At 66.3% G+C, this 18,936-nt stretch carries 20 protein-coding genes; 10 read left to right on the forward strand and 10 right to left on the reverse strand.

Features of this window, described 5'->3' with window-relative positions; genetic code table 11:
• Positions 1–197 precede the first annotated feature (197 nt).
• The 4 genes from HWX07_RS28645 to HWX07_RS28660 all read right to left on the reverse strand — a co-directional run bounded on the left by HWX07_RS28645 (position 198) and on the right by HWX07_RS28660 (position 3,902).
• Positions 198–1,130, reverse strand: a complete 933-nt coding sequence (locus tag HWX07_RS28645; RefSeq protein WP_006482842.1) for a 3-keto-5-aminohexanoate cleavage protein — start codon at positions 1,128–1,130, stop codon at positions 198–200.
• 35 nt (positions 1,131–1,165) lie between these two features.
• The gene (locus HWX07_RS28650; protein WP_175878578.1) at positions 1,166–1,972 is read right to left on the reverse strand and encodes an SDR family oxidoreductase; all 807 of its coding nucleotides are present in this window, start codon (positions 1,970–1,972) and stop codon (positions 1,166–1,168) included.
• 73 nt (positions 1,973–2,045) lie between these two features.
• Positions 2,046–2,756, reverse strand: coding sequence for a GntR family transcriptional regulator (locus HWX07_RS28655; protein WP_012338206.1), 711 nt, complete (start codon positions 2,754–2,756; stop codon positions 2,046–2,048).
• A gap of 354 nt (positions 2,757–3,110) precedes the next feature.
• Positions 3,111–3,902: an IclR family transcriptional regulator gene (locus HWX07_RS28660; protein ID WP_175878579.1), complete on the reverse strand. Its 792-nt coding sequence runs from the start codon at positions 3,900–3,902 to the stop codon at positions 3,111–3,113.
• A 160-nt stretch (positions 3,903–4,062) separates the two neighbouring features.
• Here HWX07_RS28660 and HWX07_RS28665 point away from each other — a divergent pair, with 160 nt between their 5' ends.
• The 5 genes from HWX07_RS28665 (at position 4,063) to HWX07_RS28685 (ending at position 8,461) form a co-directional block, all read left to right on the forward strand.
• Positions 4,063–4,839 (forward strand): ABC transporter substrate-binding protein, encoded by a 777-nt coding sequence (locus HWX07_RS28665; RefSeq protein ID WP_175878580.1) that lies wholly within the window; start codon positions 4,063–4,065, stop codon positions 4,837–4,839.
• Positions 4,840–4,927: 88 nt separating this feature from the next.
• On the forward strand, positions 4,928–5,584 hold the full coding sequence (locus tag HWX07_RS28670) for an amino acid ABC transporter permease (RefSeq protein WP_175878581.1): 657 nt from the start codon (positions 4,928–4,930) through the stop codon (positions 5,582–5,584).
• On the forward strand, positions 5,581–6,336 hold the full coding sequence (locus HWX07_RS28675; protein ID WP_012340072.1) for an amino acid ABC transporter ATP-binding protein: 756 nt from the start codon (positions 5,581–5,583) through the stop codon (positions 6,334–6,336). Before HWX07_RS28670 ends, HWX07_RS28675 begins: the two co-directional genes overlap by 4 nt.
• Positions 6,333–7,643, forward strand: a complete 1,311-nt coding sequence (locus HWX07_RS28680; RefSeq protein ID WP_175878582.1) for an FAD-binding oxidoreductase — start codon at positions 6,333–6,335, stop codon at positions 7,641–7,643. The genes HWX07_RS28675 and HWX07_RS28680 overlap by 4 nt, the downstream gene beginning before the upstream one ends.
• A 77-nt stretch (positions 7,644–7,720) precedes the next feature.
• Positions 7,721–8,461 carry a class I SAM-dependent methyltransferase gene (locus HWX07_RS28685; protein ID WP_175878583.1) on the forward strand — a complete coding sequence of 247 codons (741 nt, stop codon included), beginning with the start codon at positions 7,721–7,723 and terminating at the stop codon, positions 8,459–8,461.
• A 25-nt stretch (positions 8,462–8,486) separates the two neighbouring features.
• Here the strand turns inward: HWX07_RS28685 and HWX07_RS28690 are convergent, their stop codons facing one another.
• Positions 8,487–9,908: a cytochrome c peroxidase gene (locus tag HWX07_RS28690; RefSeq protein ID WP_175878584.1), complete on the reverse strand. Its 1,422-nt coding sequence runs from the start codon at positions 9,906–9,908 to the stop codon at positions 8,487–8,489.
• 93 nt (positions 9,909–10,001) lie between these two features.
• On the reverse strand, positions 10,002–11,675 hold the full coding sequence (locus HWX07_RS28695) for an alkaline phosphatase family protein (protein ID WP_175878585.1): 1,674 nt from the start codon (positions 11,673–11,675) through the stop codon (positions 10,002–10,004).
• A 401-nt stretch (positions 11,676–12,076) separates the two neighbouring features.
• Here HWX07_RS28695 and HWX07_RS28700 point away from each other — a divergent pair, with 401 nt between their 5' ends.
• Positions 12,077–12,934, forward strand: coding sequence for an EamA family transporter (locus tag HWX07_RS28700; RefSeq protein WP_175878586.1), 858 nt, complete (start codon positions 12,077–12,079; stop codon positions 12,932–12,934).
• A gap of 70 nt (positions 12,935–13,004) precedes the next feature.
• Here HWX07_RS28700 and HWX07_RS28705 read toward each other — a convergent pair whose 3' ends face one another.
• From HWX07_RS28705 to HWX07_RS28715, 4 genes are all read right to left on the reverse strand, one after another.
• A complete protein-coding gene (locus HWX07_RS28705; protein WP_175878587.1) occupies positions 13,005–13,496 on the reverse strand; it encodes a hypothetical protein in 492 nt (163 codons plus the stop codon).
• Complete coding sequence (locus HWX07_RS37055) at positions 13,493–13,765, reverse strand: M35 family metallo-endopeptidase (RefSeq protein WP_347879193.1); 273 nt, start codon at positions 13,763–13,765, stop codon at positions 13,493–13,495. Before HWX07_RS37055 ends, HWX07_RS28705 begins: the two co-directional genes overlap by 4 nt.
• Complete coding sequence (locus HWX07_RS28710; protein ID WP_244130050.1) at positions 13,663–14,205, reverse strand: hypothetical protein; 543 nt, start codon at positions 14,203–14,205, stop codon at positions 13,663–13,665. The genes HWX07_RS37055 and HWX07_RS28710 overlap by 103 nt, the downstream gene beginning before the upstream one ends.
• Positions 14,206–14,526: 321 nt before the next feature.
• Positions 14,527–15,000 (reverse strand): Lrp/AsnC family transcriptional regulator, encoded by a 474-nt coding sequence (locus tag HWX07_RS28715; protein WP_077219217.1) that lies wholly within the window; start codon positions 14,998–15,000, stop codon positions 14,527–14,529.
• Positions 15,001–15,325: 325 nt separating this feature from the next.
• Here HWX07_RS28715 and HWX07_RS28720 point away from each other — a divergent pair, with 325 nt between their 5' ends.
• The 4 genes from HWX07_RS28720 to HWX07_RS28735 all read left to right on the forward strand — a co-directional run bounded on the left by HWX07_RS28720 (position 15,326) and on the right by HWX07_RS28735 (position 18,928).
• On the forward strand, positions 15,326–16,711 hold the full coding sequence (locus HWX07_RS28720) for an amino acid permease (protein ID WP_175878588.1): 1,386 nt from the start codon (positions 15,326–15,328) through the stop codon (positions 16,709–16,711).
• A 46-nt stretch (positions 16,712–16,757) separates the two neighbouring features.
• Positions 16,758–17,960: an amino acid aminotransferase gene (locus tag HWX07_RS28725; RefSeq protein WP_012340065.1), complete on the forward strand. Its 1,203-nt coding sequence runs from the start codon at positions 16,758–16,760 to the stop codon at positions 17,958–17,960.
• 167 nt (positions 17,961–18,127) lie between these two features.
• Positions 18,128–18,526 (forward strand): DUF488 family protein, encoded by a 399-nt coding sequence (locus HWX07_RS28730; protein WP_124476359.1) that lies wholly within the window; start codon positions 18,128–18,130, stop codon positions 18,524–18,526.
• A 111-nt stretch (positions 18,527–18,637) separates the two neighbouring features.
• Positions 18,638–18,928 (forward strand): DUF1488 domain-containing protein, encoded by a 291-nt coding sequence (locus HWX07_RS28735; protein ID WP_006479067.1) that lies wholly within the window; start codon positions 18,638–18,640, stop codon positions 18,926–18,928.
• Positions 18,929–18,936: the final 8 nt, after the last annotated feature.

Consider the following 18,936-nt stretch of genomic DNA (forward strand, 5'->3'; position numbering starts at 1 on the left):
GGCGCGCACGGCAAGCACGGCGCGCCGCGTTCGGCAAATGCCGCCGCGGTGCACGCAGCGGATGGGCAGACGACGGAGCCGCGCCGGCGGCGCTCGAACGGAGCGGGGCGATCAAGGGCGTCCTGGCGCCGGCCGGCTCGGGCCGGCGCCTTGTCACTGCGCTTGCGGGTTCTCGTGTTGGGGGCGCGACCCGGCGATCAGAAGTTCACCGCGTCGCCGCCCTTGAGTGCGAGCATCGCGCGCGCCTCGGCCGGTGTCGCGATCTCGAGCGACAGGCCTTCGAGCACCTGACGCATTTTCAGGACTTGCGCGGCGCTCGATTCAGCGAGCTTGCCGGGCGCGATCCACAGCGAATCCTCGAGCCCGACGCGCACGTTCGCGCCTTGCGCGGCGCCGATCGTCGCGAGCGGAATCTGGTTGCGCCCGGCGCCGAGGATCGACCACACGTAATCGCTGCCGAACAGGCGGTCGGCCGTTCGGCGCATGTGCATCAGGTCCTCCGGATGCGCGCCGATCCCGCCGAGCAGGCCGAACACGCTTTGCACGAAGAACGGCGGCTTCGCGAGGCCGCGGTCGACGAAGTGCGCGAGGTTGTACAGGTGCGAGATGTCGTAGCACTCGAATTCGAACCGCGTGCCGTTCGCGCCGCAGCGCGTGAGGATCGTCTCGATGTCCGCGAACGTGTTCTTGAACACGAGATCGCGGCTTTTCTCTAAATGTTCGCGCTCCCACGGATGCTTCAGCTCGCGGAAGCGCTCGAGCATCGGGTACAGCCCGAAGTTCATCGAACCCATGTTCAACGACGCGACCTCGGGCTGGAAATGCAGCGCCGGCTGCAGCCGTTCGTCGACCGTCATGTGCGGGCTGCCGCCCGACGTCAGGTTGATCACCGCGTCCGTCTGCGCCTTGATGCGCGGCAGGAATTCGGCGAACACGGCCGGGTCCTGCGTCGGCTTGCCGTCGGACGGGTTGCGTGCATGCAGGTGCAGGATCGCCGCGCCGGCCTGCGCGGCCGCGACCGCGGCCGTTTCGATTTCGTGCGGCGTCACGGGCAGGTACGGCGACATCGACGGCGTATGGATCGCGCCGGTCGGCGCACAGGTGATGATGACTTTGCGAGCGTTTGCCACGGATGGTTTCCTTTCGATGAACGATGCAGGAGGCCTCAGAGCACTTCGACGTTGCCGCAGACGGAGATCGCCTGCCCGGTTATCCCGTGCCCGCCCGGCGAACACAGGAACAGCGCGGTCGCGGCGATCTCGGCCGGATCGGTCATGCGCCGCAGCGAGATCTTCTCGAGATAGCGCTGCTCCATGTCGTCGTAGCCGATGCCGAGCTGCTGCGCGCGCGCCTCGATCACGCGGCGCATCCGCGGGCCGCGCACGATGCCGGGCTGGATCGCGTTCACGCGGATGCCGAGCGGCCCGAGCTCGATCGCGAGGCTTTTCACGAGGCCGACCACCGCCCATTTGGTGGCCGCATACGGCGTGCGGAACGCATAGCCGAGCCGGCCGGCGACCGACGACAGCGCGATGATCGCGCCGCCGTGTTTCGATTCGCGCAGCAGTGGCACCGCGCGGCGTGCGAACTGGAATTGCGCGTTCAGGTTGATCGCCACGGTTTGTTCCCACTGCACGGGGTCGATTTCGTCGATGCCGCCGGTCGGGCCGGCGATGCCCGCGTTGTTGACCAGCACGTCGAGGCCGCCGAGCCGCGTCGACAGGTCGGCGAACACGCGCTCGACGGCGGCCGGGTCGGACACGTCGGCCAGCGTCGCGCTGATCGCACCGGTCGGGCCACGCGGCGGCCGGTCGGCGAGCGCCGCGATCGCGGCTTGCGACGCGTCGCACACGTGCACGCGCGCGCCGCATTCGGCGAACGCGTCGGCGATTTCGAGGCCGATGCCCGACGCGCCGCCGGTCACGAGGACGCGCAGGCCGTCATAGGGTTTCAGCAGGTCGGAAGCTGTCATGCCGGGTTGTCTCCATCTTTGGTGTTGTGGAATGACGGCCGCTCGCGTGTCGGGCGGCCGTGGCACGCGGCCGCTACGGTTTCGCGTTCACGGTCCGCGGCGTCTGTTCGGCCCGCAGCGTCTCGGCGAGATCGTGCGCGGCGCCGCCGATGTCGAGCGCGATGCCGGCCCGCACGCCCGCGCCGTCGCGCCGTTCGAGCGCATCGACGATCGCGCGGTGCGCATCCATCGAGCGCCGCATGTGCGGGATGTCGAGCGCGACCATGTTGAGGAACGGGCCGACGCGCATCCACAGGTTCTCGACGATCGCGAGCGTGTTTTCGCTGGCGCCGTGCGCGTAGATCGCGCTGTGGAACGCGAAATTGCTTTGCAGGTAGGCGCGCGAGCGGCCGGCCTCGGCGTGTGCCTGCATCGTTTCGCAGGTCTTGCGCACGGCCGCGATCTGCGCGTCGGTCATCCGCTCGCACGCGCGTTCGGCGATGCAGCCTTCGAGTGCGATCCGCACGTCGCGGAGTTCGTCGAGCATGTCGAGCGTCATCGGCGGGACGACGAGCGCGCGATTCGGGCCATCGACCAGCGCGCGTTCGGCGCGCAGTCGCGTGAGTGCGGCCCGCACGGGCATCGTCGACGAGCCGACCGCCTCGGCGACGCTGCGCAGGCTCAGCGCCTGGCCGGGCGCGAAGCGACCGCTCATCAGCGCTTCGCGCAATTGCTGATAGACCTTGTCGGCCATCGTTTCCTGTTCGATGACTTTCAGTGCGGGCGGGACGATGCGAGGCGGCAAGGCGGGGTTCTCCTGGGCTTGATCTGCGATCTGTGATCACACTGGCGATGTGCGAAGTTTTGACGATCGGCAGAGCCGAGTCAAGTCGAACGGGATCGGGGAAAACGAGGGGGAGGGGCGGCGAAGCGGGGGAAGATCGGCGGCTACGGTGGTCTTTCTGATCGAGACCTTTCCGTTTCGGGCGGCAACCGGATGCAGTGCAAGTGTCGCCCGGGCCGGCGCACGGACGCGCTTTCGAAACTTCGAGGATCTGGGTCGTGATGCGGTGCGTGGCCGCCGCTTGCAAGCAGGAAGCTCGCATACGCAAGGGCGTTGACCGCAGCCTCCGTGCGTTGCGCGACTGGATCGGCGACGCTATTCAAGCGTCCGGATCGAATTGCTGATCCCGCGCGCGCAGTCGATCACCGCCGGCGCGAGCTTGCGGCGCGCGTCGTCGAACGTCCAGCGGCTCGTCGGCGCGACCACGTGCACGGCCGCGACCGGCTGCCCCTGGCTGCCGAGCACGGGCGCGGCAATCGACATGTCGCCGATGAACAGTTCTTCCTGGTTGGTCGCGTATCCTTCGCGCCGCGCGCCGTCGAGCAATGCAACGAGATCGTCCAGCGCCGTGACCGTGCGCGGCGTATGCGGCGTGCGCGCCATGCCGTCGAGCCGTGCGCGTGCGTGGTCCGGCGGCAACGCGCTCAGGAACGCGCGGCCGCTGCCGGTGCAGTACATCGGGATACGGCTGCCGATCGGCATGTGGATCGGCACGAACTTCGTCGACACGAAACGCGCGACGTACACCATTTCATCCTCGTCCGGCTCGGTGAGATTGGTGGTTTCGCCGGTCAGGTTCGTGAGCTCGGACAGGAACGGATTCGCGACGTCGATCAACGTATCGGCCGCGAGATAGTTGAAGCCGATCCGCATCACATGCGGCGTGAGCTGGTAACGCCGCGTGACCGGATGCTTGCGGATGTAGCCGAGCTTCTCGAGCGTATAGACCATCCGCTGCGCGGAGCTTTTCGTCATGCCCGCCGCGTCGGCCACTTCCGCCAGCGTCATCGTGCGCCGCTTCGCGCTGAACGCGCGCAGCACGTTGAGCCCTTTTTCCAGCGACTGGTTGAACAGCAGATCGTTTGCTTGGTCGGACGACGTTTCCATGGCGAGGGGCGAGATCAATTCGATATCGCATCTTATCGTATCGAATATCGATACGCAAAAATCTATTTGCGATGTTTTTGATTCGTTTTAAGATCAATCCATCGTCGCAGTGTCGATCAACGACCGGCCGGCGCACCGGATTATTCGAGAAGGAGTCACCATGGTTCCGTTCATCAAGCGGTTCGGCGCGCTGGCCGCCGGTTTCGTCACCTGTATCGCACTCTCCACGGCTTCGGCGAGCGCCGTTGCCGCCGAGCCCACGCTGAAGGTCGGCGCGACGGCCACCGGCGTGCCGTTCACGTTTCTCGACGTCAAGAGCAATTCGATCCAGGGGATGATGATCGATGCGATCACGGCGGCCGGGAAGTCGGCCGGGTTTCGCGTCGACGTGCAGCAGACCGTGTTCTCGGCGCTGATCCCGTCGCTCACCACGCAGAAGATCGACATCATCTCGGCCGCGATGCTGAAGACGCCGGCGCGCCAGCAGGTCGTCGATTTCTCCGACACCGTCTACTCGTTCGGCGAAGGCCTGATCGTGAAGGCCGACGATCCGGGCCGCTATACGTCGATGGACGATTTCAAGGACCAGGTGGTCGGCGCGCAGGTCGGCACGGCATTCGTCGATGCGCTCAACAAGAAGGGCATCTTCAAGGAAGTCCGCACCTACGATTCGATCGCCGACATCATGCGCGACGTCGCGCTCGGCCGTATCAAGGCCGGCTTCGCCGACCAGCCGATCGTCGCGTACCAGATCGAGCACGGCGTCAATCGCCAGGTGCGGCTGGTGCCCGAATACCAGAGCGTCGTGAAGGGGCAGGTGTGCTTCATCGTGCGCAAGGGTGACAACGCGACGCTCGAACAGCTCAACGGCGCGATCCGCAAGATGAAGAGCGACGGCACGCTGCAGCAGATCCTGCAGAAGTGGCACATGAGCTGAGCGTCGGCGCTCGCTTCCCGACCGGCATCGCCCGCGCGTCGCGGGCATCCCCAGCGGCGTGCCGTTCGGACGTCGCATAGGAGACCTCATGTTTTTCCAGAACGCGATCGATTTCCTGCCGATCCTGCTGAAGGGCGCGGTGGTCACGATCGAGATCACCGCATGCGCGTTCGTGCTCAGCTCGGTGCTCGGGCTGATCCTCGCGTTGATGAAGGTGTCGCACAATCGTGCCGTCTCGACCGCCGGCAGCACGATCGTCAACGTGATTCGCGGGCTGCCGATCATCGTGCAGCTGTTCTACATGTACTTCGTGCTCCCCGATCTCGGCGTGCAGCTGTCGGCGTTCCAGGCTGGCGTGCTCGGCCTCGGCATCGCGTATTCGGCGTATCAGGCCGAAAACTTCCGCGCCGGCATCGAGGCGATCGACCGCGGCCAGATCGAAGCCGCACACGCGATCGGCATGCGCGGCCCGATGATCATGCGGCGCGTGGTGCTGCCACAGGCGTTCCGCATCGCGCTGCCGCCGTACGGCAACACGCTCGTGATGCTGCTGAAGGATTCGTCGGTCGCGTCGACGATCACGGTCGCGGAAATCACGCGCGCCGGCCAGCTGATCGCATCGTCGACGTTCCAGAACATGAGCGTCTACACGCTCGTCGCGCTGCTGTATCTCGCGCTTGGCCTGCCGCTGATGTTCGCGGTGAACCGGCTCGGCAAGCGGCTCGCACTGAGGAGGGGCGCATGATCCGGATCGATTCCATTCATAAACGGTTTCAGCAGCACGCGGTGCTGAAGGGCGTGAGCCTCGACGTGCAGCAGGGTGAAGTCGTGTGCCTGATCGGGCCGTCCGGCTCCGGCAAGTCGACCGTGCTGCGCTGTATCAACGGCTTCGAGACCTACGACGAAGGGTCGATCACGATCGACGGCGTGAAGGTCGACGCGCATTCGAAGCGGATTCACGAGCTGCGGATGCGGGTCGGCATGGTGTTCCAGCGCTTCAACCTGTTTGCCCACCGCACGGCGCTCGAGAACGTGATGGAAGGGCCGGTGCACGTGCGGCGCGTGCCGGCCGCGCAGGCGCGCGAGCAGGCGTGCGCGTTGCTCGACAAGGTCGGCCTCGCGCACCGGATGAATGCGTATCCGTCCGAGCTGTCGGGCGGGCAGCAGCAGCGCGTCGCGATCGCACGTGCGCTCGCGATGGAGCCGCAGGCGATCCTGTTCGACGAGCCGACGTCGGCGCTCGACCCCGAACTCGTCGGCGAAGTGCTGGGCGTGATGCGCGGGCTGGCCCGCGACGGAATGACCATGGTGGTCGTCACGCACGAAATGGCATTCGCGCGCGAGGTGGCCGACCGCGTGTGCTTCCTGCACGACGGCACGATCTGCGAAAGCGGGCCGGCACGCGCCGTGCTGACGCAGCCGAGCCATCCCCGCACGCAGGAATTCCTGCGTCGCCTGCTGGCGTCGGACGGCGCCGACCACCCGGATCGAACATGAGCGTAACGAATGCGGCACCCGGACGGCCCGACGCGCAGTGGCCGGATTCGCTGTGGGCGGCGACCGCCGCGCTGGCACCCGATACGCCCGCGCTCGACGCATCGGTGTCGTGCGACGTGGTGATCATCGGCGCCGGCTTCACGGGCCTGTCGACTGCACTGCATCTGGCCGAACGTGGCGTGAACGTTCGCGTGATCGACGGCGCGCAGCCGGGCTGGGGCGCATCGGGCCGCAACGGCGGGCAAGTGATTCCCGGGCTGAAATACGACCCCGACGAACTGGTCCGCCGGTTCGGCGACGAGGCCGGCGAGCAGCTTGCCGGTATCGTCGGCGGCGCGGCCGATACCGTGTTCGACCTGATCGCGCGGCACGGAATCGACTGCGATGCACGTCGCGAGGGGTGGATTCAACCCGCGCCGACCACAGCAATGCTCGACACGGTCGCAGGCCGTGCGCAGCAATGGGCCGCGCGCGGCGCGCCGGTCGACGTGCTGAGCCGCGACGACGTCGCGCGACGGCTCGGTACGCCGGCGTATGCGGGCGGCTGGATCGATCGCCGCGCCGGCAGCGTGCAGCCGCTCAGCTATACGCGCGGTCTCGTGCGGGCAGCTCAGGCGAGCGGGGCGGTCGTGCACGGATCGACCCGCGCCGTCGGCCTGACACGTGCCGACGGCCGCTGGCGGGTCGCGACGTCCGGCGGCGCGACGCTGTCGGCCGAGCGCGTCGTGATCGCGACCAACGGCTACACGGACGGGCTCTGGCCCGGCTTGCGCCAGTCGGTGATCGCCGCGAACAGTTTCATCGTCGCGACGGAGCCGCTCGCGCCGGCGCTCGGCCGCGGCATCCTCGCCGGCGGCGAGGTCGCATCGGATGCGCGGCGTCTGCTGCTGTACTTTCGCCGTGACGCGGCCGGACGCCTGCTGATGGGCGGCCGCGGCCCGTTTGCCGAACCGCGCGCGCCGAGCGACTGGCGCCATCTCGAACGCGCGACGACGCTGCTGTATCCGCAACTGAAGGGCGTCCGGTTCGAATACCGCTGGGCGGGGCGCGTCGCGATCACTGCGGATTTCCTGCCGCACGTGCACGAGCCCGCGCCGGGCGTGACGATCGCGCTCGGCTACAACGGCCGCGGCATCGCGATGGCGACGACGCTCGGCAAGCATCTGGCCGCGCATCTGTCGGGCGATGCGCAATTGCCGCTGCCGTTGCGCGTCACGCCGATCCGGCCCATTCCGTTGCACGGGCTGCAGCGTTTCTATATCGCGGCCGGGGTCGCCTGGTATCGGTTGCTCGACAGCCTGTCCTGACCCATCTTTGACGGCAGTCGCCATTCGTCATCCGATCGGGCAGAATCGGCCTGCCCAGTTTCGACGGACGATACCGCATGACCGAACCGAACGAACCGAACGAATCGCCCGGCCTCCGCGCTTACGCGAGCTTCGCGCAACGCTATGCGGACCTCGCGCCGACGAAGGCGCACAACGCGCTCTACGAGCGGCCGGCATCCATGGCGCTGCTCGGCGACGTCGCGGGCCTGACAGTGCTCGACGCCGCCTGCGGGCCCGGCATCTGCAGCGCGCATCTCGCCGGTCACGGCGCGACCGTGCATGCGTTCGACGTGACGCCGGAGATGGTTGCGCTCGCAAGGACGCGCTGCGCTGGCCTGCCGGTCGACGTCAGGGAAGGCGACCTGGAGGCGCCGCTCGCGTGGCTGCCCGACGCGTCGGTCGACAAGGTGCTGTGCTCGCTCGCGCTCGACTACGTGCGCGATCTCGCGCCGACGTTGCGCGAATTCCGGCGCGTCGCGCGGCCGGGCGGAACGCTCGTGTTCTCGATGGCGCATCCGATGCGCGACTGGATGGACGAACGCACGCGCGGCGACGGCACGTATTTCGACACGTCCCGCTTCGGTTTCCACTGGTCGGGGTTCGGCGAGCCGAAGCCGTACGTCGAAGCGTGGCGGCGGCCGCTCGCCGACATCCTGAACGCGGTCGCCGACGGCGGCTGGCGGCTCGAGCGCTTCGTCGAGCCGACGCCGCTGCCGGAGATGCAAGCCGTATCCGAACGGCTCCACGCGGAGCTGTCGCTGGCGCCGGCCTTCCTGTGCATCCGCGCGCGCTGCTGATCCGGGCGCGACGCCCGGCCGGCGCTCAGTGTTGCGCCGGGGCGTCCGTCAGCGTGCCGAGAAACGCTTCGATATCCTTGATGTCCTGCGCCGTCATCGCGGGTTTGTCGCCCGGCTTGCGATCGAACGGCGCGTCGGTCACGTCGACGTTCGCGCGATATTTCGGCGGAATGTCGTCGTATTCGTCGACCTTGCCGTCCGCGCCGCGCGCATAGAACTTCTGCGGCGAGATGCTGCGCTCGTTGTAGAACGCCATCACCTGATCGAGCGTGTGGAACACGCCGTTGTGGAAGAACACGTGGCGCGTCGCCGCATTGCGCAGCGTCGGCGTCAGAAACATCCCGCAATACTGCGTCTGGTCCTTCAGGTCGTCGCGGAACGGCCCGCACACCCCGAGATCGTAGAACGCCGGGTTGCGATTCTGCGCGAGCGCGCGGTTGCGCGGCGCGCCGAGCGCCTCGTACTGGTAATCGGTAAACATCGGCGGCAAGCCGTCCTTGCCGGGCTTCGACAGGTGGCAGCCCGCGCAATTCGCCTTGTCCGGATCGTTGAACAGGCGCAGCCCGCGCAGTTCGGCCTGCGTGAGGCGCGCACGGCCTTCGAGCCAGCGGTCGTACTTGCTGTCGTACGGATGGAACGACGGATCCTCGACCTGGTAGCGCGCGATCGCGAACATCGCCTCCGACACCGCGAGCTGCGGCGTGGAGAACACGCGCGCACCGAACAGCTGCTCGAACTGCGCGCGATGCGACGACTGCGCGAGCTTGCGCGCCACGTCGTCGATGCTCGCGTTCGCCATTTCGACCGGATTCAGCAGCGGGCCGAACGCCTGTTGTTGCAACGTATCGGCGCGGCCGTCCCAGAACATCCCGCCCTGGGGCACGAGCTGCGGCGCGGCCGACGTGCCGGCCACCTTCTGCGCCTTGACGACGCCGGCCGCCGCCGTGGCCTGCTGCGCGACGCTCGGCGCGGCGTCGTTTTCACCGGCGTCGGGGCCGATGCTGAAATTCGGCTGACGGTACAGGTACATCAGCGACGGCGGCGGACGATAGCCCTGCTGTGTCATCGCGAGACCGCCCGGCTGCACGTCGAGCGCATTCGGTGGGCCATACGCATGATCCGGACTATGGCACGACGCGCACGACTGCTTGCCCGATGCGGACAGCGACGGATCGTGGAACAGCGCGCGCCCGAGCTGCGCGACCGCCGACAGCGGCTGCGCGGCGGGCCGCTGCAGCACGACCGGATGCGGATTCGCGCCGGTCCAGTCGGCGACCACGGTGCCGATCGCCGCCGGCACCTGGGCGGGAAACGCGATCGCGAACGCGCCATAGCCGATCACGGCCGCGCCGAGCACGTATGCGGCACGGCGCAGCAGGCGGGAAGGGGCGCGCGGCGCGGGCGTGCCGGAGGCATCGGGGGACGGAAAGGCGGGGCGAGCTGTCATGCTGTCGGTCGAAAATCGGCGTCGCAAGAAGCGACGCGTTAAATGGAAACGGCCGGCGCGTGATGCGCCGGCCATGCGGTCATGCCGTGACGGTCAGATCGCCGGGGCCGCGCTCAACGCGGTGCCGAGCGTCGGGTCGAGATACAGCGGCGCCGTGTTCGGCTTCGACGTGAAGTCGAACAGGTTGCGCAGGTCGCCGGCCGTCGCATCGAACGAACCGCCGCCGATCCGCTGGCCGCCGAGCCAGTTGTCCTCGATGAAGCGCACGACGGACGACTGGTCGAGCATCGTGTGATCGACGTAGTTCTGCTTCGCATACGGCGAGATCACGACCAGCGGAATACGCACGCCCGGGCCGCAGCGGCCGTTCACGGTCGCGCCGTTCACGCCGGTGGTGCCGCCCGTGCCGCATTTGCCGGCGCCGTTGAGCTGGTCGACCGGGTCCGACGACGCGTGCGTCGGCGCCGTGTACACGTGGTCGTACCAGCCGTCCGAGTCGTCATAGGTGACGATCACGGCCGTGTTCTGCCAGTCCGGCTGCTGCTGCAGGAAGTTGACGACCTTCGTCACGAACGCCTGCTCGTCGAGCGGATCCGAATAGCCCGCATGCCCGTCCTGCGCGGCCGGCGCCTTCAGGTAGCTGACCGACGGGAAGTTGCCGGCCTTCACGGCGGCGAAGAAGTCGTCGGTGTCGTACTGGTGGTTCGCCGGTTCGGCCGTCTTGCCGTCGGTCTGGACGCTCGAACCGATCGCCGCGATCGAGCTCGGGCGCGTGTGTTGCGGGTTCGCGGTCGACGCGTAGTACTGGAACCAGTTGTGGTGCGGGATGTAGTCGGCCGTCGCGGCGTTCACGGCGGTAGCGACCGTGCTGCGCGCGCAGCCCGTCGTGCCGTTGCCGTTCGTCGTCGACAGGTTGAAGCCGCCCATGAAGCCGCCCCACGTGATCTTCGCGGCATTCAGCAGGTCGCCGATGTTCTTGCCGGTCATCATCGCCTGGTCGGTCGTGCTCGAACACACGTCGAAGCCCGGATCGACGTCGTTGATCATCGTGAGGCCGCCCTGGCCGTCATTGATGTAGTACGAGCTGGCGGCGAGCGTCGACGGCTGCTTCGACGTCTTGACGATCTGCATCCCGTTGGTCTGGCCCGCGACGACGTTCAGCGCGCCGGGCGTCGACGGCCCGTAGACCGTCGTGAACGTGTTGTCGCTCATCGCGAAGCGCTGCGCGTAGTTCCACAGCGCGGTCACCGTGTTGCCGTCGAAGTAACCCATCACCTGGCCCTTCGTGCCGAACGCGCCGGCGCCGCCCGACGAGCCCTTGCCGGTGTACTTCGGGAACAGGTCGGCGAGGCCGTTGTCCTCGGCCTGCTGTTCGGCCGTGTACGCGTGGTTCTGGTCGGCGGTCGCGGCCTGCGTGCGGTCGAGGCGGAACGGGTTCGCCGCGTCGGTGCCGTTGGCCGTGTTCGTGAAGTTCGGGTTCGCGGTGAGCAGCGTGCCCGTCAGGCCGTTCGGCGTCGGCGTGCCGGATTTGGCGGTGAACGCCGGTTCGCCCGACGGGTTCGTCGCGTTCGGGTAGGTGCCGAAGTAGTGGTCGAACGAGATGTTTTCGCCGTAGATCACGACGACGTGCTTGATCGGCGTGGCGGTCTGCAGCGCATCCTGCGACGAGACGACGGGCGCCGGTGTGGAATCGTCGCTGCCGCCGCAGGCGAACAGCGCAAGCGTGGCGCCGGCGCAGGCGGTGACAAGCAAGGCTTGACGGAACATCGGGAAACTCCAGGGTAAGGCCTTCGATGGTGGAGAACGGCTCCGTCGCCGTGTCGGTTCGGCGCGGAGCTCGTGAGGGAGCACGCGCATTGGAACAGCCGCGTATGAAGATATGGGGACGGAGTGTTTTCGCGAGGGTTGCGCTCCGGTATCGGTTTCATTACGGCGCAGCGCGATGCGAAAGAGAACGGAAAGGGGCGGACCGCTGGCAACCTCCGCGTCACATGTCGCGGCGTGCGGGCTGCTTGCGGCGCAAGCGATGCCGGGCGGGCGGCGGGGAGCAACCGGCCCGATCTTTTACGAGGCGTCGTGCGTCGCTTTTTTGACAATTCGGTGACGCATTCATACGATGAACGGCTGTCGCGCCCCGCGCGGCTTCCGACCGTCAGGGAGTATTGAGCGTGCCGATCCCCGTTCTGTTTGCCGTTCTGTGCGCGGCGTTCCTGCACGCGTCATGGAATGCGCTGGTGCGCAGCAGCGGCGACCGGCTGCGCTCCGCCACGGTGCTGCAGATCGCGATCGGGCTGTTCGCGCTGCTGTTCCTACCAGCCGCCGCGCCGATCACGCCGGCGAGTTGGCTCTGCGTCGTCGCGTCGGCCGTGATCCACGTCGTCTATACGCTGCTGCTCGTCCGCGCGTACGAACACGGCGACCTGAGCGTCGCGTATCCGGTCGCGCGCGGCACCGCGCCGCTGCTCGTCACGCTCGGCGCGGCGGCGTTCGCGGGCGAGCGCCTGAACGTCGGCGCGCAAGGCGGGCTCGTGCTGATCTGCGCGGGCATCATGGCGATCGGGCTGGAGCGCGGGCGCGGCGCGAAACACCGGATGACGCAGGTGCTGCCAACCGCGTTCGCGACCGGCGTGTCGATCGCGGCGTACAGCGTGGTCGACGGGATCGGCGTGCGCGAGAGCGGCAGCACGGTCGGCTATACCGCGTGGATGTTCGTGCTGACCGGCGCGCTGATGGCCGCGTACTACCGGCTGCGGGCGGGGCCGTTGCGGCTGACGCAGGAGGTCGGCGAGACGGCGAAAGCGGCCTGCGGCGGCGTGTTCGCGGCGCTCGCGTACGGCATCGTGATCTGGGCGATGGACTGCGCGCCGATGGGACCGGTGTCGGCGCTGCGGGAGACGAGCGTGGTATTCGCGGCGCTGATCGCGCGCGTGTATCTCGGCGAGCGGCTGACGCCGCGCCGGGCGGGCGGGTGTCTGGTGATTGCGTGCGGGGCGCTGCTGATCAGTGCGTTCGAGGCGGTGCGGTGAGCAAACGCCAAGATGGCCCCGGTCGGACGCCGTGAACGTATGCGCGCAGCCGACAAATCGTCCTTGTATATCACCGAATCGCCTTGCTTCGGGGCGTAACGCGCGGGTCGTCGCAAAGCCTTTGACACCCGCTGCGGCAAAGGGGGGTTAGCTCGATGTCGATCTGGAACAGCGTTAGTGTTCCGTCGCTGTTCCGCACCATGGCATCGGTGAATGTTTTTTTGTCGATGATGATGTGTTCGTTCCTGATCCCAAGTTGCTTCAGATATTCGCTCGCGATCTTGGCTCGCTCGGTCTTCAGGCGCTCGCCGTTCCGTTCCATCGTATATGCACCGGATATGACAACGGCCTGAATCTCTGCATCCGGCCATTTTCGCGCCTCGATTACAGCATTTGCGATTTTCAGCCTGTCAGCATTGGTCACGTCGACGCTGTTGAGCGGTAACGGGATTCGCACCGATTCCCCAATCGTGCATGCATGTGCTGGAAAGATGCCGGCGCATGCCGACAGTGCGATCACCAGTGAGATACCGGAGATGACGGCTTTGATATGGACTCTCATTCCATGATTCTCTTGTCGAAGGTTGCGATGTATCCCGTAATGCTGTCCGCATTTCTGATGGCGACGTCGGCATTGTTTTCCGCAAAAGCCCTTAGCCCGGATTCTGTGTCGGAGTATATGATGTCGTCGGAATTGAATGTGTCGACATAGTGCGTGCATTCATGGATCAGTGTTTTAACCTTTGATGCCGTCCATAGATCTCCGTTTGAAATTGTGCAGAATTTTGAATAGATGGCGATGATCCGCTTCTCGGAGTCCGGCTTGCATATCCCTGGATGTTGTTACCGCTGTCGGGTACTACACTGCAGGTAAGGCGTCTGTTCAGGGAGTCGTCCCATCGGACGATCTTCTCCGGCACGAGCTCCCGCATCGCAGTGAGTAGCCTGGGCAGGCCAGCGGCAAGGACTGATCTGACATCATTGTCGGAGCGGCCGAAGTAGAATCGAGCCCGCGCTTGTTCGGCCTTGTCCCAAGCTGTGACGCCCTCAATGCGCTGTAGTATCAGAGAGATTGCTGCATCACGAGCCTTCATGATCAGCTTTCGGAATTCCCTGTTACTCATATTCGAGCATATGGGAGTCGTGTTGATTGACACATACACCATCGATCCGGGGTTGGTGTTGGTGACGGCACCAGAATGGACCAAAACCCAATCCTCACTGTCGTCAATGTCGAAGTCGTACGGCTTTTTGTCGAAAAAATTGGTCATGCGCTAGCGCCCCTTTACACGGATTCTCAAGGATCAAGCTGATTTCTTGAGGAATGCTCTAGGGTCGCCAGAAGGGCGATTATTGTCCATCGGACGTATTCGAAATTTTGATTGAATCTGCCCGTGGCTCGTAGCGGGCCGCGCATACGAACATGGGATCGTTACGCTCGAGGCAATGAGGAGGGGGTTGCGAGACGCGCTACGCGAGGTGGGAATAGGCCGACGGCGGATTCGAGCCTATTCGCGCTGGTCACGTGCTTTCATTTGGATTGCGGATGCCAGGCGCCTGAATGGCGCCCGCTGCGAATCCACGTGCGGCGGTCAAGCTTCCACCGGCATCGCACTCGTACACTTGATCTCGTCGAGGCACACGCTCGAATGCACGCCGCTCACGCCGGGAATGCGCATCAGCGTTTCGAGCAGGAATGTCGACAGCCCCTTCAGATCGTGCGCGACGACTTTCAGCACGTAGTCGATATCGCCCGTCACCGAGAAGCATTCCTGGATCTGCGCGAGATCCGACACGAGCTTCTGAAACTTCGACAAATCGCGGATATGCCCGCGCTCCATCGTCACGTGCACGAACGCGGTGACGCCGAAGCCGAGCGTATCGGGGCACAGCCGCGTTTCGTAACGGCGGATCGCGCCGATCTCCTCCAGCCGCCGGTGGCGCCGCAGCGTCTGCGCGGGCGACAGGCCGACGGCCTTCGCCAGGTCGAGGTTCGACGCGCGGCCGTTCTCCTGCAACACCGACAGCAAGTGGCGATCGATGCGATCGAGAACCGGTTCAGGCATTTTTGTTTCCTCATCTGTCTCCTGGATGCAATCTTATCTCATAATGTAGGGTTTGCATGAGCGGGTTACGCAACCCGATTTCGCCGTCGCGACGCTAAACTGACGCCGGATTTTCGTGTGCGGCCGCGGCAATGCGGCGTGGGCGGACGAGTCGGCGGCCAATCAGGCCGGCACGCCGACGCGAATCGGTGCCGCCACCACGCGAAGATTGCAGTCCCCAACCCGGCGCCCCCACGAACGGCCGCCGGCACAGTAAAAACAGCGCCCGGCACACCGAGGCGCGCCGCACCCCGCCGCAGGCGGAGGCGGACAGAGTGGAGAAGACATGGTTTCTGGAAACGAGAGCGACGGCCTGAAGCGCGGGCTGAAGAACCGGCACATCCAGCTGATTGCGCTCGGCGGCGCGCTCGGCACGGGGCTGTTCCTCGGCATCGCGCAGACGATCAAGATGGCCGGCCCGTCCGTGCTGCTCGGCTATGCGGTGGCCGGCATCGTTGCGTTCTTCATCATGCGCCAGCTCGGCGAGATGGTCGTCGACGAGCCCGTCGCGGGCTCCTTCAGCTACTTCGCCAACAAATACGTCGGCCACTTCACCGGTTTCCTGTCCGGCTGGAACTACTGGGTGCTGTACATCCTCGTCAGCATGGCCGAACTGTCGGCCGTCGGGATCTACGTGCAGTACTGGTGGCCGGGCGTGCCGACCTGGGTGTCGGCGCTCGTGTTCTTCGTCGCGATCAACCTGCTGAACCTGGCGAGCGTGAAATCGTACGGCGAGACGGAATTCTGGTTCTCGATCATCAAGGTCGCCGCGATCGTCGGGATGATCGGCTTCGGCGGCTGGCTGCTCGCAAGCGGCCATGCAGGGCCTGAAGCGAGCATCGCGAACCTGTGGCAGCACGGCGGTTTCTTCCCGAACGGCGTGTCGGGGCTCGTGATGTCGATGGCCGCGATCATGTTCTCGTTCGGCGGGCTGGAGCTGATCGGCATCACCGCGGCCGAGGCCGACGATCCGAAGCGCAGCATTCCGCGCGCGACCAACCAGGTCATCTACCGCATCCTGATTTTCTACATCGGCGCGCTGGCCGTGCTGCTGTCGCTGTATCCGTGGGAGAAGGTCGTCACCGGCGGCAGCCCGTTCGTGCTGATCTTCCACGCGCTGAGCAGCAACCTGGTCGCGAACGTGCTGAACGTCGTCGTGCTGACGGCCGCGCTGTCGGTCTACAACAGCGGCGTGTACAGCAACAGCCGGATGCTGTTCGGCCTCGCGCGGCAGGGCAACGCGCCGAAGGTGCTGTGCTCGGTGAACAAGCGCGGCATCCCGCTTGCCGCGCTCGGCGCGTCGGCGCTCGCGACCGGCGTGTGCGTGCTGGTCAACTACTTCATGCCGGGCAAGGCATTCGAGGTGCTGATGGGCCTCGTCGTGTCGGCGTTGATCATCAACTGGGCGATGATCACGCTGATCCACCTGAAGTTCCGCCAGGCCAAGCGTGCTGCCGGGGAGGAGACTTCCTTCCGCAGTCTGGGCTATCCTTTCACGAATTACCTGTGCCTGGCATTCATGGCCGGCATTCTCGTCGTGATGTACCTGACGCCGGATCTCCGCCTGTCGGTGTACCTGATCCCGGTATGGCTCGCGGTGCTCGCGATCGGGTATCGCTTCCGTCAGAAGAATGCCGGCTTTGCGGTGCACGACGGCGCCTCCGCACGCTGACGCAGGCCACGACCGACCATTCTTCCAAACGAGACCGACTCAAGCCATGTTCGAACACATCGACGCGTATCCGGGCGACCCGATCCTGACGCTCAACGAGAACTTCCAGAAAGATCCGCGCGACCAGAAGGTCAACCTGAGCATCGGGATCTATTTCGATGCCGAAGGCCGGATTCCGGTGATGGGCGCCGTGCGCGAAGCCGAAACCGCGCTGCAGCGCGACAGCGGCCCGAAGCCGTACCTGCCGATGGTCGGCCTGGCCGCCTATCGCGACGCCGTGCAATCGCTGGTGTTCGGCGCCGATCATCCGGCCCGTGCGGCCGGCCGCATCGCGACGCTGCAGACGCTCGGCGGCTCGGGCGCGCTGAAGGTCGGCGCCGATTTCCTGAAGCGCTATTTCCCGGATTCGCAGGTGTGGCTGAGCGATCCGAGCTGGGAAAACCATCGCTTCATCTTCGAGCGCGCCGGCTTCACGGTGAACACGTATCCGTACTACGACGAGGCGACGGGCGGCCTGAAGTTCGACGCGATGCTCGCGGCGATCGACGCGCTGCCGGCGCGCAGCATCGTGCTGCTGCACGCGTGCTGCCATAACCCGACCGGCGTCGACCTCGACGAAGGCCAGTGGGAGAAGCTGATCGACGTGATCGAGGCGCGCGGGCTGCTGCCGTTCGTCGACATGGCGTACCAGGGCTTCGGCGCGGGCCTCGACGCGGACGCGTTCGCGGTGCGCGAACTGGCCCGCCGCGGCGTGCCGACGCTCGTCGCGAACTCGTTCTCGAAGAACTTCTCGCTGTACGGCGAGCGCGTGGGCGGCCTGAGCGTCGTTTGCGAAGACGCGGCCGCGGCCGAGCGCGTGCTCGGCCAGCTGGCCGGCGCGGTGCGCTCGAACTACAGCAACCCGCAGACCTACGGCGCGAAGGTCGTCGCAACCGTGCTCGGCACGCCGGCGCTGCGCAAGCAGTGGGAAGAGGAACTGTCGGCGATGTGCCGCCGCATCGCGCGGATGCGCCAGTCGATCCACGACGGCCTGCGCGACCACGTGAGCGGCGAAGCGCTGACGCGCTACGTGAAGCAGCGCGGGATGTTCACGTACACGGGCCTGACCGAATCGCAGGTCGACGCGCTGCGCGAGGTGCACGGCGTGTATATCCTGCGTTCGGGCCGGATGTGCGTGGCGGGCCTGAACGACTCGAACGTGGGCATCGTCGCGGACGCGATCGGCAAGGTGCTGAAGAGCGGCGTTTGAGTGCAGCGCGCCCAGGCGCGCAACGGTTAGGAACCGGCTGTTTCCCGTCGCGGGAACAGCCGGTTTTTTGTTGGGCGGCCGTCATGTGGGCTGCCCGGCTGACGCCGGGGCGGGCGCGGCGGTACGATCACGGGATCGCATGCAACGCAGAGGAATAAAGGAGCGACATGGGCATCCGGATCATCCAGCTCGGCACGCCGCGCGCGGCCGGCGAAGGCCTGCGGATCGGCACGGTGCGGCGGCCGCCGCGCGGCGTGCCGAAGGCGGAATTCGCGTCGCGCAACTACTATGATGTATGGTTGCCGACGCTGTCGCCGAGCCCGGAACTCGTCGCACAGGCGCAGGCCGCCGAAACCGACGCCGAATGGAAGGCGTTCAAGCGCCACTTCCGCGCGGAGATGGCGCACGGCGATCCGGCGAAGGTGCTGGACCTGCTGGCCGCGCTGTCGGCGACCACCGCGCTCTCGATCGGCTGCTACTGCGATGACGAACGCCATTGCCACCGCAGCGTGCTGCGCGAGCTGCTCGCGGAGCGCGGCGCCGCGATCGAGCCCGACGCGAGCTGAAACGGCGTCGCGCGGCCGCACCGTGATCGTGCAGTGCGGCAAACCGGTTGACGTGGGTCAAGCGCGCGGCCGCGCGCGCCACTATGCTCTCGTCATGGAGCCATCACGACGATGACAGGCCGACAGATGCACATTGTTTTCCCGTCCGAGCCGCCGGAATACTGCGCACGCGACCTGGTCGTCGCGTTTTCGGCGCTGGTCGACGGCCATTGCGTCCAGTGCGCGGTCACGGCCGAGGCGCTGGAAGATCATTTCGGCGCGCGGTCGCTGCTCGAGCGCGATCTGCTGAGCGCATTCGATGCGCACCGGTCGGCCATCGAGGCGATGGCGCGGCGCATGCTCGAGGAAATCGGCGGCCGGCCGGTGTTGCTGCACAGCGGGCACTTCCGGCTCGGAGACTGATACCGCAG

It is taken from the genome of Burkholderia sp. BCC0097, from assembly GCF_902832985.1.
Lineage (GTDB): Bacteria > Pseudomonadota > Gammaproteobacteria > Burkholderiales > Burkholderiaceae > Burkholderia > Burkholderia orbicola.

Coding starts and splice junctions, on each gene's coding strand:
- HWX07_RS28650 (WP_175878578.1), bottom strand. CDS start 1,972: ATGACAGCTTCCGACCTGCTGAAACCCTATGACGGCCTGCGCGTCCTC.
- HWX07_RS28660 (WP_175878579.1), bottom strand. CDS start 3,902: ATGGAAACGTCGTCCGACCAAGCAAACGATCTGCTGTTCAACCAGTCG.
- HWX07_RS28665 (WP_175878580.1), top strand. CDS start 4,063: ATGGTTCCGTTCATCAAGCGGTTCGGCGCGCTGGCCGCCGGTTTCGTC.
- HWX07_RS28670 (WP_175878581.1), top strand. CDS start 4,928: ATGTTTTTCCAGAACGCGATCGATTTCCTGCCGATCCTGCTGAAGGGC.
- HWX07_RS28675 (WP_012340072.1), top strand. CDS start 5,581: ATGATCCGGATCGATTCCATTCATAAACGGTTTCAGCAGCACGCGGTG.
- HWX07_RS28680 (WP_175878582.1), top strand. CDS start 6,333: ATGAGCGTAACGAATGCGGCACCCGGACGGCCCGACGCGCAGTGGCCG.
- HWX07_RS28685 (WP_175878583.1), top strand. CDS start 7,721: ATGACCGAACCGAACGAACCGAACGAATCGCCCGGCCTCCGCGCTTAC.
- HWX07_RS28690 (WP_175878584.1), bottom strand. CDS start 9,908: ATGACAGCTCGCCCCGCCTTTCCGTCCCCCGATGCCTCCGGCACGCCC.
- HWX07_RS28695 (WP_175878585.1), bottom strand. CDS start 11,675: ATGTTCCGTCAAGCCTTGCTTGTCACCGCCTGCGCCGGCGCCACGCTT.
- HWX07_RS28705 (WP_175878587.1), bottom strand. CDS start 13,496: ATGAGAGTCCATATCAAAGCCGTCATCTCCGGTATCTCACTGGTGATC.
- HWX07_RS28710 (WP_244130050.1), bottom strand. CDS start 14,205: ATGACCAATTTTTTCGACAAAAAGCCGTACGACTTCGACATTGACGAC.
- HWX07_RS28715 (WP_077219217.1), bottom strand. CDS start 15,000: ATGCCTGAACCGGTTCTCGATCGCATCGATCGCCACTTGCTGTCGGTG.
- HWX07_RS28720 (WP_175878588.1), top strand. CDS start 15,326: ATGGTTTCTGGAAACGAGAGCGACGGCCTGAAGCGCGGGCTGAAGAAC.
- HWX07_RS28725 (WP_012340065.1), top strand. CDS start 16,758: ATGTTCGAACACATCGACGCGTATCCGGGCGACCCGATCCTGACGCTC.
- HWX07_RS28730 (WP_124476359.1), top strand. CDS start 18,128: ATGGGCATCCGGATCATCCAGCTCGGCACGCCGCGCGCGGCCGGCGAA.
- HWX07_RS28735 (WP_006479067.1), top strand. CDS start 18,638: ATGACAGGCCGACAGATGCACATTGTTTTCCCGTCCGAGCCGCCGGAA.